General features: G+C 70.3%; 11 protein-coding genes. 5 read left to right on the top strand and 6 right to left on the bottom strand.

Going from position 1 to position 12,282, the window contains the following annotated elements:
- The first annotated feature begins 48 nt into the window (after window positions 1-48).
- Window positions 49-441 carry a VanZ family protein gene (locus WFJ01_RS09185; RefSeq protein WP_292883860.1) on the top strand — a complete coding sequence of 131 codons (393 nt, stop codon included), beginning with the start codon at window positions 49-51 and terminating at the stop codon, window positions 439-441.
- A 165-nt stretch (window positions 442-606) separates the two neighbouring features.
- Here the strand turns inward: WFJ01_RS09185 and WFJ01_RS09180 are convergent, their stop codons facing one another.
- From WFJ01_RS09180 to WFJ01_RS09160, 5 genes are all read right to left on the bottom strand, one after another.
- Window positions 607-750 (bottom strand): hypothetical protein, encoded by a 144-nt coding sequence (locus tag WFJ01_RS09180; protein WP_292883862.1) that lies wholly within the window; start codon window positions 748-750, stop codon window positions 607-609.
- 44 nt (window positions 751-794) lie between these two features.
- Window positions 795-1,379: a hypothetical protein gene (locus WFJ01_RS09175; RefSeq protein WP_292883864.1), complete on the bottom strand. Its 585-nt coding sequence runs from the start codon at window positions 1,377-1,379 to the stop codon at window positions 795-797.
- 244 nt (window positions 1,380-1,623) lie between these two features.
- Window positions 1,624-2,724: a glycosyltransferase gene (locus WFJ01_RS09170; RefSeq protein WP_292883866.1), complete on the bottom strand. Its 1,101-nt coding sequence runs from the start codon at window positions 2,722-2,724 to the stop codon at window positions 1,624-1,626.
- 25 nt (window positions 2,725-2,749) lie between these two features.
- Window positions 2,750-4,192, bottom strand: coding sequence for a sugar transferase (locus tag WFJ01_RS09165; protein WP_336628854.1), 1,443 nt, complete (start codon window positions 4,190-4,192; stop codon window positions 2,750-2,752).
- Window positions 4,193-4,486: 294 nt separating this feature from the next.
- On the bottom strand, window positions 4,487-5,569 hold the full coding sequence (locus tag WFJ01_RS09160; protein WP_336628853.1) for a glycosyltransferase: 1,083 nt from the start codon (window positions 5,567-5,569) through the stop codon (window positions 4,487-4,489).
- 218 nt (window positions 5,570-5,787) lie between these two features.
- On the opposite strand from WFJ01_RS09160, the gene WFJ01_RS09155 reads away from it, so the two are divergent.
- The 4 genes from WFJ01_RS09155 (at window position 5,788) to WFJ01_RS09140 (ending at window position 11,209) form a co-directional block, all read left to right on the top strand.
- Window positions 5,788-7,956 (top strand): acyltransferase family protein, encoded by a 2,169-nt coding sequence (locus WFJ01_RS09155; protein WP_336628852.1) that lies wholly within the window; start codon window positions 5,788-5,790, stop codon window positions 7,954-7,956.
- Between the two features lie 105 nt (window positions 7,957-8,061).
- Window positions 8,062-9,570, top strand: coding sequence for a polysaccharide biosynthesis tyrosine autokinase (locus tag WFJ01_RS09150; protein WP_336628851.1), 1,509 nt, complete (start codon window positions 8,062-8,064; stop codon window positions 9,568-9,570).
- Window positions 9,567-10,106: an acyltransferase gene (locus tag WFJ01_RS09145; protein ID WP_295032339.1), complete on the top strand. Its 540-nt coding sequence runs from the start codon at window positions 9,567-9,569 to the stop codon at window positions 10,104-10,106. Before WFJ01_RS09150 ends, WFJ01_RS09145 begins: the two co-directional genes overlap by 4 nt.
- Entirely contained in the window at window positions 10,106-11,209 is a 1,104-nt protein-coding gene (locus tag WFJ01_RS09140) for a hypothetical protein (RefSeq protein ID WP_336628850.1), read from the top strand. Before WFJ01_RS09145 ends, WFJ01_RS09140 begins: the two co-directional genes overlap by 1 nt.
- On the opposite strand, the gene WFJ01_RS09135 is transcribed toward WFJ01_RS09140, so the two are convergent.
- Window positions 11,163-12,281, bottom strand: a complete 1,119-nt coding sequence (locus tag WFJ01_RS09135) for an acyltransferase family protein (protein ID WP_336628849.1) — start codon at window positions 12,279-12,281, stop codon at window positions 11,163-11,165. The two genes, WFJ01_RS09140 and WFJ01_RS09135, sit on opposite strands and share 47 nt — an antisense overlap.
- Window position 12,282 lies beyond the last annotated feature (1 nt).

Genomic DNA, 12,282 nt, shown 5'->3' with positions numbered 1-12,282 from the left:
GAGGGAGGCTGCTCATGATCGTGGTCGCGCGGATCCTGCTCGTTCCGTATGCGATCTGGATCCTGCTGCTCACGCTGCTGCCGCCTGAAGAGGCCGGTCGGGTCACCGGGATCGTCGCCGTCATCGCACGAGTGGCGGCGTCATGGGGAGCCCCCCTTCGACGCCGTCTACGCCGTCCTGGAGTTCTCCGCCAACATCGTCCTGTTCGCTCCGTTGGGGGTGCTGCTGGCGCTGGCCTGGCCGCGGGCGTCTGCGGGGGCGCTCATCGCGGTGGGCGGCGCGTCGAGCGTGGCGATCGAGCTCGCGCAGCTCGCCATCCCGGGGCGCTTCTCTACGCTCTCCGACGTCATCGCGAACACGCTCGGGACCGCGATCGGCGTACTGGTGATCCGCACCCTCGGCCGTCGTCGCAGGCGCGCGGGCGATGGTGGGCATCGCTGAGCCCGCAACGGTCGGGGCGGCACGATTGCGCTCCGACGGGATACCCGCGCACCGCGTCCGGCAGGGTGATCGGGCGCGGATTTCGCGCGGGTCCGAGGACAGCGAAGGCCGGGACCGCAGAGTGCGATCCCGGCCCTTCGGTTGCGCCTGCGACGCGCGCGGATGCTAGTTCTGGGCGATGAAGAGCCCGGTGACGACGGTCTCCGTCGGCGCGCTCTGAACTGTCGTGCTGTCGCCAGCGGGCGACTGCTCCGATGACTCGGTCACGGGTGCGTCCGTGCTGTCGGGCGTGGGGTTGTTCTCAGTCATGAATGGCTCCAGGATCGTTGATGGATGTCGAACCGGTCGGGCGCTCAGGAGGGCGTGACCGGGCCGCGGAGGAAGGAGTACGTGGTGCCGTCCACGGTGACGATGCGCCTGATGTACGACGTGATCGAGTCGCAGCTCCGCCCCAGATCGTCCGTCCACTTCGGCTGGGTGTTCGCCACCCATACCTGGGTCTGCGGGTCGCCGTTGTTGTCGACGAAGTTGCCGGTCTGGTACGTCCAGCCGCCCGTGTAGGTGGCCTTGTAGGCGAAGAAGCCGTTGGCGGGCTTGGTTGCATCGTCTGCGCTGCTCCGCACCAGGTTGCTCCACCCTGCGCCCGAGCCGTTCGTGAAGGACAGATCGCTCTTGGACAGATAGACGATCATGGTCGCGCCCGAGATGGCGGCGGTGGGACCCGCGAAGAGCCAGATGCCGCGATCTTTGGTGCCGCCGGTGTGGAAGCTGCCCTTGGTCCCGTCCAGGTAGTAGGTGTTGGTTCCGAAGCCGCAGCTTCGGCCGACCTCCACCCAGCCGTTCAGGCCCTTAGCGGGCACCTTGTCGGATGCCGCATAGGCCGGCGCGGCGACCGCGGCGACGAGAAGCGGAGCCGACCAGGCTGCGCCTTTCATCACGGTGCGGCGCGAGATCCCGGCCTGATTTCGGGCACTCCGAACATCGTTGATATCGGTCATAGCAGAGACTCCCCAGTGCTCTATCGCTGTGCCGGCAGCAATGTTGCGCCCCATGACGCAAGACCGCCCCAGACGGTTGATGTGTGATCCGTGCCGAAGACCCCAGTCAAGACACGGTTAAAACCATTTTCATGTCAGAGTGACGGCCCTGTCAATTCGATGACGAGATCCGGCGCGTCGCGGATCAGCCCGGCAGCCACTCCCGCACGGCGCGATCGAACTGGGCGGTGTCGAAGCGCAGGACGCTGTCGGCGACGGCGGAGCGGTCGAGCCCGGATGCTCGATCCAGCGCCGCGCGGAAATCCGAGCCGCCGAACGCGGCGAGATCCTCGATCAGCACCCCGCTGAGGCCGTCCTGCACCGACTCGGCGACACCGCCGGTGGTGCGGCCGATGACCGGCGTGCCGGTCGCCATCGCCTCCACCGGCATGATGCCGAAATCCTCGACGGCGGGGAAGATGTAGGCGACGCTGCGACGGTACAGCTGGCTGAGCAGTGCGCGGCCAGGGCTGTCCACGAGGGTGAGCCGCACGCCCAGCTCCTGGGCCAGCGTGGCCAGTGCATCGCGTTCCGGGCCGCCCCCGGCGAGCACGACCGGCAGCGCGGAGGCGGCGCCGGCGCGGACCACGACGTCGAGGCGCTTGTAGGGCACGAAGCGCGAGGCGCCGAGGAGGAACTCGGAGGGGAGGGCGTCGAGCACCGCGGCCTCGTCGGGACCGAGCACCGCGGGGGTGCGCAGGCTCGCGACATCCACGGGAGGGTGGATGACGCCCGCGTCGACGCCCCAGTGCTCGCGGATCCGATCCCGCACGGCGATGCTGTTGGCCACGATCGACGCGGCCTCCGCCGCCCTGGTGCGATCGATCGCTCTCAGGGCCGGAGCAGCGGCCCGCACGACCGCGCTGCTGCCGCGCTCGTCGAGCTCGGGATTCCAGATGTAGCGCGCGGGGGTGTGTACATAGACGTGCTTGGGAGCGTCACGCGCCGGCCCGGCGAAGCGCGCGTGATGGGCGAACAGGTGCGAGCTGCACACGATCCACTCGGCGTCCTCGACGCCCAGATGGCGCCAGGTCTGCGGCTGGAAGGGGAGCGCCAGCGCCTTCCATCGCCGCAGCGGCGTGCGGGCCAGCCAGGTCTCGTGCACGCGCGCGGGACTGAAACGCCCGGGCGCATCGTTCCATAGCGCCTGGATCGGCGCCCCCGGATACAGCGCTGCGAAACGGTCGACGACGTTCTCGGCACCGCCGAAGCGCTCGAGCCACTCGTGGACGATGATCCCCGTCATGCTTGCCGCTGCGGCGCGGCGGCCGTCAGTATGCGCCTTCGGGGGCGAGGACGGCGCGTGCCGTGCGCCACAGGATCATCAGGTCACCGGCGGCCGACCAGTTCTCCACGTAGTACAGATCGAGCCGGACGCTGTCCTCCCACGACAGATCCGAACGGCCGCTCACCTGCCAGAGACCCGTGATGCCGGGCTTGACCAGGAAACGACGGCGCACGTGGTCCTCGTAGCGCTGCACCTCGGCTGCCAGCGGCGGGCGCGGGCCGACCAGCGACATCTCGCCGCGCAGCACGTTGAGCAGCTGCGGGAGGTCGTCGATGCTGTACCTGCGCAGCCAGCGCCCGAACGGCGTGACGCGCGGATCGTTCTTCATCTTGAACAGCACGCCGTTGCCGTCCGTGCGATCCAGGAGTCCCGCCAGACGCTCCTCGGCGTCGACGACCATGGTGCGAAACTTCAGCATCGCGAACGTGCGCCCGCCGAGTCCCACGCGCTCCTGACGGAACAGCGCCGGGCCGCCGTCGCGGCGCACCATCAGTGCGATGAAACAGAACAGCGGCGAGAGCAGCAGCAGGCCCAGGCCGGAGATCACGATGTCGGCGGCACGCTTAGTCCAGAACTTCCCGCCCTCGAAGGTCGGGAAGTCCACGTAGATGAGCGGCAGACCGGCGACCGGACGCGCATGGATTCGAGGGCCGGCGATGTCGGTGAGCGCGGGAGCGACGATGAGGTCGATGCCGCGGGACTCGAGCTCCCAGCCGATCTCCCGCATCTGCTGCGGCGAGATCCGGTCGGAACCGCTGAAGATCACCGTGTCGGCGTCGACGTCGTCGAGCCGCGCCACGGCATCGGTGAATCCCGCGATCACGGGGACGCCGGCCACGAGCTCCGTGCGGGTGCCGCTCTCGGTGATCGCGCCGACGATCCGGAGTCCCACGGAGGGCACGCTGTGGATCTGCTCGGCCACATGACGCAACTGGGTGCGCTCGCCCATCAGCAGGGCCCGCTGCACGAAGGCGCCTTGCTGGCGCTGGCGATGCAGCCAGCTGCGCCACGCCCAGCGCCCCAGCAGCAGCAGGCAGAGGCCGAGCGGAAGGGCGACCAGCAGGTAACCGCGCGCGATCGGGATCTTGAACGCGAACGCGATGATCGCGAAGGCGCCGAAGGTGCGGAACGTCGCGGTGCCGACGCGCTTGTACTCGGTGGATCCCTCGCCGATCACCTTGTGATCGCGCGTGGCGACGACGCTGAGCATCGTCATCCAGGCGACCGCGATCACCGCGGCGATGATCGGATAGCCGAGCGAGACGAGCTCGCTGGGCAGCGCCGTGTCGGTGTCGCCGAAGCGCAGGACCACGGCGGCGAAGACGGCGACGATCACGACCAGCGCATCGGTGACGCGCAGGCGCAGCGCATAGGACCGGCGCCAGTCATGCCTGTTGCGGGCCTCCGACGCGCTTCCCGCGCTCACCGGCTCCGCGCGGCCCGAGCGTGCGTGCGCCGCAGCCGCATCCGGGCCTGGTCTACGACGATGCCCCGTACGGCGCGGCTCGATGTCTGTCTGTGCTCCGTAGTCCACCACGGCTGGTCAACCTCCCCCAAGGCTCTTCCCCTCCGGAAAGAGGCGAAGCAATGCTGCTGGCGTGCCCCAGGCACACCCGCGATCATCCTCTACGGCATGCCCGGGGAAACATGTCGTCGACAACGAATTCACCGTGATCATAACAGGGCCGTGATCGGACGCGCAGTTCGTTCCTGTGGAGGATCAGACGGAATCAGCGGCCGGTACTGACGCCGGAGTGAGCGCCTCGCGGTAGATCCGGCGCAGGTCCTCCTGCTGCCGCGACGGGGTGTGCTGTGCCAGGGCATGGGCGCCCACTGCGCGCAGCGCCTCCCGGGCGCCGGGGTCGCCGATCAGCACCTCGACCCTGGCCGCCAGCTCGTCGTCCGACACGACGAGTTCGCGGGGCAGCTCGTCGGCATAGGGGCGGTCCACGAGGAGCGAGGGCACCCCCGAGGCGAGCGCCTCGAGCAGCCCGATGGGGAAGCCTTCCCACTCGGCGGTGTGCACGTAGAGGGAGGCGCGGCTCAGGTGCTCGGCAACCGCGTCCGGTGAGATCCAGCCGGTGACCTCGACGCCGGCGTCGAGCAGCGGCGCGGCGAGGTGCTCCTCGCCGCCGCCGACCCACACGGCTCGTGCGGGCACGCCGCGTTCGCGCAGCTCTCGGGCGAGCCGTGCGAACGCGGCGATGCCCTTCTGCGGTGCGAGGCGCCCGATCATGACGACGGTCGCATCGCCGGGCGGCTCGGCGCGGGCGCTGCCGTCCAGCCCCGGGCGGGGGATGTTGGCCACGACGCGGACCGGGCGTCCCGGCGCGAGGGCGCGCGCCAGCAGCGCCTCCCGCTCCGAGCATGCGGCGAAGGAGGTGGTGTTGGGCACGAGGAGCCGCTCGATCGCCTGGTAGACGCCGCGCATCGCCGGGCTCAGGTCGCGCCGTTCGAAGGACAGGCAGTGTGGCGAGTACACGATCGGCACGGTGCGCCTGCTCACCGCCAGCCGGGTGTAGACGCCGGCGAAGCTGGAGTGGGCGTGCACGAGGTCGGGCTGCAGCTCCCGCACCCTGCGTCGGGTGGCGCGAACCCTCGCGCTGTGGCCGGCGGGCAGCGGGACCGCGCTCGCGAAGCCGTCGAAGATCCCGGGCGGCACGTCGACGCCCGGGCGAAGGGCGTAGAGCAGGTGATGCTCGTGCTCGGGCGTCGCGATCCGGAAGCTGTTCACGGCGTCGGACACCCCGCCGCCGAAGGACTCCACGACGTGGAGGATTATGCTGGCTTTCTCCGTCGGCATCGTCGGGACTCGTATCCCCTCATGGTGTCGGACCGATTATCGGCACATGATCGGACTGATGACGCGGGATTGTGCGCAAGACGCGGTTCCGCGCTTCATATAGTAGTTGTGCGTTAACTAGGCGGTTAACTCATAGTAGTGACGTCGGCGTCGGTCGGCGCACCGGGGACGAGGGGAAGAGGAGCGCAGGGTCTTCGCGCCCTGTCACGGTCATGGGGATGAAGCTGCTGGTCAACGCCGGGCGGGGATTCCGCGTCGATCTCGAAGGGATCCGCGGGGTCGGCCTGCTCGTCATCCTCTTCTCCCACCTGATCGAGTGGCCGAAGGGCGGATTCGTCGCTCTCGACCTGTTCTTCGTCCTGTCGGGCTACCTGATCACCGGACTGATCATCCGGGAGCATCAGCGCACCGGCACGATCGACCTGTTCGCGTTCTATCGCCGCCGCACGCGGCGTTTGGCCCCCGCGGCGACGGTCGTCGTCGTCGTCACGGTCCTCGTGGGCTTCCTGGTCTTCCCGTTGGTCCGCGCCGTGTCGATCCTGTGGGACGGCGTCTGGGCGATGCTGCTCGTCGCGAACTGGAACTTCGCGCTCAACAACACCGACTACTTCGCGACCTGGCTCCCGCAGAGCCCGCTGCTGCATTACTGGTCGCTCGCCGTGGAGGAGCAGTTCTATCTGCTCTGGCCCGCGCTGATCCTCGCCGGCGTCTGGCTGGTGCACCGGCGCGCCCGCCGTCGCCCGGCCCTGCGCTATGCGGGCGTGATCGGCGTGATCATCGCGGTGACGGTCGTCTCCCTCGCCTGGAGCGTCTTCCAGTCGGCCACCCATCCGCAGGTCGCCTACCTGTCCACCCTCACACGTGCGTGGGAGCTCGGCGCCGGCGCGCTGCTCTTCTTCGGCAACAGGCTGTGGGAGCGGATCCCGGCCGTCGTACGGCCGATCCTCTCCTGGAGCGGCCTGATCGTGATCCTCGGGGCCTCCGTCGTGCTCACCCCGCAGGACCCCTATCCGGGCTACCTCGCCCTCATTCCGGTGATCGCCACGGCGGCGATCATCACGTCGGGCGTGGGCGGCGAGTCGCATCTGCTGATCGCGACCAACCCGGTCATGCGCTATCTCGGGCAGATCTCCTACTCGGCCTACCTGTGGCACTGGCCGATCTTCGTCTTCCTGGCGGCGCTCGTCGGCAAGCAGTCGCCGCTGTACCTCTGGGCGGCGATCCCGCTCTCGCTCGTGGTCGCCGCGGCGGCCTTCCACCTGATCGAGGACCCGATCCGACGCTCCTCGTGGCTCGAGCCGCGCACATCGCGGCATCGGCACCATCGCAGCAGCGAGCGTGCGCGGCGGAGGCGGACGATCGGCGTGCGCGTCGCTGCGGTCGCGGCGCTCGTGGCCGCGGTGGCCCTCGTCGGGGTCGCGCTGGTCGTCCAGCGCACTGATCCGCCGATCGCGGCCCCCAACGCATCGGCGTCGCCGACGCCCACCGCACCGGCGGTTCCCGGCGGTGCAGACGCGGTGAGCACGGTCGAGACCGCCGTGACCGCGGCGCTCGATGCACGCAGTTGGCCAGGCCCCGTCGTCGACCAGATCAACTCCGGTGCGGCGAGCCCGCAGTCGCTGCTCGGCAGCAGCTGCCTCGACGTGACGGCCGACACCGAGGACGAGTGCGTGATCGGCGGTGCCGACCTGCCGCGCACCGCGGTGCTCCTCGGGGACTCTGTCGCGCTGTCGTGGATGCCGGGGCTCGGACCCGCCCTGAACGAGCTCGGCTACCGGGTGCGGATGCTCAGTCATTCCCAGTGCCCGTTCGTCGACGTCTCGGTCTCCGGATCCTTCCAGGCGGGGAACCGCCGCGCGGGCTATCCCGAGGAGTGCGACGCGCACCGCGAATGGGCCCGTGATCGCACGCTCGCGCTGCACCCCGACCTGGTGATCGCCGCCGACGGCGAGGCGGAGATGAACGCGCTCATCCTCGCCGACGGGCAGACGGCGCGCGAAGCGTGGAACAAGGGCGTCACCGCCTCGGTGCAGGCGCTGAAGGGTCTCCCCGTCGTGATGCTGACCTCGCCTCCGCAGGGGCCGAGCCTCAGCGACTGCTACACGAACATCGCGACGGTGAAGTCGTGCACCGGCCGGATCCGCGACACCTGGCGGGACCAGCTCGCGGCGGCCCAGACGGCGCAGAAGTCCGGGACGGCATTCACGCTGATCGACACTCGGCTCTGGTTCTGCTCCCAGGACGGCTGGTGCCCGCCGTTCGCAAGCGACACGGTGATCCGGGCCGACGAGCAGCATCTGGCCGCTCCCTACGCCGCCCGGCTCCAGGCGGCGCTCGTCGAGTCGTTGCGTCCCGTGACGGGCGCAGGCGCTCCGCCCGGGGGATAGGCGGCGCCTGGGCCGCAATCCGCCGGGAACGGGGCCCTCGATGGTACAGAATGGGAAGGCGGCGCATCCCCTCGCGCAGCATCCCCGATCCGAGAGGACACCGCCGTGGGGCTTTTCGACGTGCTGAGAGTGTTCCAGCGTTTCTGGGCGCTGATGCTCCTCCTGCTCGCGGTCGGCCTCGCCGTCGGCGCCGGTTCGCTGCTGCTCGTCAAGGACACCTACGCCTCCACCTCACGTCTGTTCATCTCCACCCAGTCCCTGGGGACGGCGAGCGAGCTGCTGCAGGGGTCGACGTACACGCAGGCGCGCATGCTCTCCTACGCGACGGTCGCGTCGGATCCGATCGTCCTGGAGCCGGTGATCGAGCAGCTCGGGCTGAAGACGACCCCGGAGCAGCTGGCCGGCCAGGTCTCCGCGACGGCGCAGAGCGACGAGCTCATCATCGAGATCACGGCGAAGGCCGGGAACCCGATCAGCTCGTCCGACATCGCGAACGCGGTGGCCGACCAGCTCTCGACGGTGATCGAGAAGAAGATCGAGGCCCCCGTCGCGGGATCCGATCCGTTCGTGAAGGCGACGGTCATCAAGAAGGCCGTGCCTCCGCAGGCTCCGTCCTGGCCGACGCCGTGGATCTTCATCACCGTCGGCGGCCTGTCCGGGCTGCTGCTGGGCATCGGGCTCGCCTTCCTGTTCGGCGCCCTGGACACGCGCGTGCGGAACGTGACGGACATCGAGCGCTCGCTCACCGTCCCGGTGCTCGGCATGGTGTCGAAGGACAAGCGCCTGCACCGGCGGCGCCCGCTCGACATCATCGAAGGTCGTAACACCTTCGCGGAGTCGATCAGGGCGCTGCGCACGAACCTCCAGTTCGTCGACGCGGAAGGCGATGAGCGCCGGGTGCTCCTGATCACCTCGACCGTGCCGAGCGAGGGCAAGTCGACGACCTCGCTGAGCCTCGCGGCGGTGCTCGCCGAAGGCGGCAACCGGGTCGCGCTGGTCGACGCCGACCTCCGCAAGCCCTCGATCGCGGGGCTCGCCGACATCGAGGGCGGCGTCGGGGTCACCGACGTGCTGCTCGGCAAGGTCTCGCTCGCCGACGCCCTGCAGACCGTCGGCTCCCACCGTCGCCTGCACGTGCTTCCCGCGGGGCGGATCCCGCCGAACCCCGCCGAGCTGCTCGCGTCGCCGCAGTTCGCGGAGCTCATCGCGGTCCTGCGCCGCCACGTCGACTACGTCGTGATCGACAGTCCGCCCGTGCTCGCGGTCTCCGACGCGCTGGTGCTCTCGCATCTGTCCGACGCGTCGATCGTCGTCGTCGGCGTGGAGCGCGTGCGCCGGCAGCAGTTCACCACCGCGATGACCGCGCTGCAGCAGGCCAAGGCTCCGCTGGCCGGCGTCGTGATGAACCGTCTTGCGCGCACCGGCGTGGACGCCTACGCGTACTACACCTACGGATACGCCTCCGCGACCAACGACCTGGAGGACGAGCCTCCCGCAGAGGGCGAGGGCGATGGCGTGCTGGCCGAGCTCGTGGACGAACCGCCGACCCGAGAGGCCGACGGTCTCGACGACGATCTCGTCGAGACCGGCCGCGCCACACGCCGGAGAAGATGATGGATCTGCGCCAGAAGTGGCAGCAGGTCGGCTTCGCGCTGTTCAACATCGTCGTCACGCACGTGCCGTCGCATGCGCTGCGGATCGGCACGCTGCGCGCCTGGGGTGCGCGGATCGGCGAGGGGAGCACGGTCGGCCGGGGCAGCACCGTGCTCGACATCCATCGGCTGCGGATCGGCACGGGCTGTTCCCTCGGGTTCCGCTGCATGCTGGACGCGCGTGGGGGGATCGACATCGGCGACGACGTCGCCCTGGCCAGCGACACCCACATCATCACCGGACAGCATCTGGTGCACTCCGACACGTTCGAGGCGGAGTTCCTGCCGGTCACGATCGGGGACCACGTCTGGGTGGCGTCGCGCTCCACGATCGTGGCGGGCGTGCACATCGGCCGCGGCGCGGTGATCGGCGCCTGCTCCCTCGTCCGGGAGGACGTGCAGGAGCGTGAGATCGTCGCCGGCGTTCCCGCGCGGCACCGAGGGGAGCGCCGATCCGCATTGGCCTACACCGCGCGCTACAAGAGGATGTTCCACTGATGCCGCAGCGCAGCGCCGATCCGCTGTCTCACGCGACGCTGGTCTACGTCGCCCCGCGCCCGGGATCCAGCGGCGTCAGCGACTACGCCGACGACATGCTCATCGAGGCGCGGGGCGCGTTCGGCCACGTCGTCGAGATCCGTCACGGGGGCGCAGGCCAGGACTCGGTGCGCGACGTGATCCGCGCGCGCCGCGCGATCCGCGCTGCGGTGCGCGCGGCTCCGGGGGCCGTCGTGGTGCATGCGGAGCAGAGCGGGGGAGTGCTCGTGCCGTTCTGGGGACTCGCGCAGCGGGCGATGCGGGATCCCCGCGTCATCCGCAGCGCCACCCTGCACGACGCCCCGCTGGGCGTGTGGCTGCCGTGGCGGACGCGCGGGATCGGGCGCAGCCGCCTGCTCGTGCACGCCCTGCACTACCCGACCATGCCGCTCAGTCGCGCTCTGGAGCGCAGGGTGCTGAGCGGCGTGCACCTGTCCGCTCTCACCGCCTCCGGCGCCGAGGCGATCACCGCCGAGCTCGGGCACGGCCCGGTCGCGGTCAGCTTCCTGCCGCCCCCGGCCCGGCCCGTGCTGCCTCCCGCTCCGCAGCGCCCCCTCGCGGTCGGCCTGTTCGGGTACGTGTACAAGGGCAAGGGCTTCCAGGATCTGGAGCGGCTGCGCGTGCTGATCGACGACCGGATCGCGATCCGCGTCGCGGGCCGGGGCACCGAGCTCCTGCCCCCGGTGCCGGGGGTGGAGATCTTGGGCGGCGTCGAGGGCGCGCAGGAGGATGCGTTCTTCGGCGGCGTCCGTGCGATCCTGCTGCCCTATGGGCGGCGCAGCTCCTACGGGCCCCAGACGCACGTGGCCTCCAGTGTGGCGGCGCGGGCCATCGCCTACCGCACCCCGGTCATCGCGCTGCGGTACCCCGGCCTCTCCGACGAGGCCGAGATCGTCGACGGCGGGATCGACGAGCTCGCCGCCGCGGTGAACCGGCTCGTGCTCGACGAGGAGGCGATGGCACGGCTGGACGCATCGGTGCGGGCCCTCGGCGAGCGGCTGACGGTGCCCGAGGCGTTCAGGCGCCTCGCGACCTCATGGCGCGCTGCTCTGCCAGCCGCCTGAGCAGCCGACGGCTCGGCTCCTCCACGAAGTGATAGAGGATCCCGCCCGCGACGACCGTGCCGGCGAGTGTCGCCGCGACGACCGCGATCGTGCCGGCGACGCTGGAGAAGAGGCCGAGCCTCTCGGCGACGGTGCGCATCACCAGGATCAGCGGGAAGTGGACGAGGTAGACCGAGTACGACACCTTCCCGCACCAGATCGCGGGTCGGGTGGAGAGCAGGCGCGCCGGCCCCGAGTCGCCGGAGGCCAGCGCGAAGAGCAGGGCGGCCAGGAACGGGTAGGCGAGCACCGGGAGGGTCACCGCGCCCGCCGAGGGCGCCAGGAAGCACGCGGCCACCACTCCGGCGAGCGACACCGGCAGCAGCACCCGGCTCAGCCGTCGCCGGCCCTCGGCCGGCTGGTCGCGCCAGAGCAGGTACAGCAGGCAGCCGATCGGGAAGCAGACCACGATCCGCGTCCACATCAGGGCGTAGCCGGACCAGAAGGCCCAGCTCTCGCCGTGCCAGAGGATCAGCCAGAGCGCGACCATCCCCGCGCCCAGCAGCACTCCGATCAGCGCCAGGACGGCTCGTCGTCGCAGCCGCACGAGCAGGGGGACGAGCAGCGGGAACGCGAGGTATGCGGCGAACTCCGTGGAGATCGACCATGCCGGATCATTCCACGCGAGCGCCGGGGGCACGGCCTGCAGCATGAGGACGTTCATCACGAAGCTCACCCCGGAGAACTGCCGGCCGTTCGTGGGCGGGGAGCCCGCCGCCGTCATCGCGGCGACGAGCACGGCCACCACGAGGAGCATCACCAGGTGGACGGGGTAGACGCGGGCGACGCGGAGCCAGAGATAGGTCCGCACGGCCCCGGGCTCCCGCGGCGCGCGCAGCCGGTCGAGATACGTGTAGGAGATCACGAACCCGCTCAGCATGAAGAACAGGTCGACGCCCAGGTTGCCGCCGTCGATGAGGCGGTCCAGCACCGGTAGCGCCGGGAGCGCGAACAGCAGGTGGACGTGCAGCAGGACGACCCAGCCTGCGGCGAAGCCGCGGATGCCGGTGAGCGGATCGATCCGGGCGCGCACG

Origin of the sequence: Microbacterium sp. MMO-35, from assembly GCF_037147555.1 — a bacterium.
Taxonomy (GTDB): Bacteria; Actinomycetota; Actinomycetes; order Actinomycetales; family Microbacteriaceae; genus Microbacterium.
Note: the sequence above shows the minus strand (reverse complement) of the source record. Positions and strands in the feature narration are given on the sequence as shown.

Coding starts and splice junctions, on each gene's coding strand:
- WFJ01_RS09185 (WP_292883860.1), top strand. CDS start 49: ATGCGATCTGGATCCTGCTGCTCACGCTGCTGCCGCCTGAAGAGGCCG.
- WFJ01_RS09180 (WP_292883862.1), bottom strand. CDS start 750: ATGACTGAGAACAACCCCACGCCCGACAGCACGGACGCACCCGTGACC.
- WFJ01_RS09170 (WP_292883866.1), bottom strand. CDS start 2,724: ATGACGGGGATCATCGTCCACGAGTGGCTCGAGCGCTTCGGCGGTGCC.
- WFJ01_RS09160 (WP_336628853.1), bottom strand. CDS start 5,569: ATGCCGACGGAGAAAGCCAGCATAATCCTCCACGTCGTGGAGTCCTTC.
- WFJ01_RS09155 (WP_336628852.1), top strand. CDS start 5,788: ATGAAGCTGCTGGTCAACGCCGGGCGGGGATTCCGCGTCGATCTCGAA.
- WFJ01_RS09145 (WP_295032339.1), top strand. CDS start 9,567: ATGATGGATCTGCGCCAGAAGTGGCAGCAGGTCGGCTTCGCGCTGTTC.
- WFJ01_RS09140 (WP_336628850.1), top strand. CDS start 10,106: ATGCCGCAGCGCAGCGCCGATCCGCTGTCTCACGCGACGCTGGTCTAC.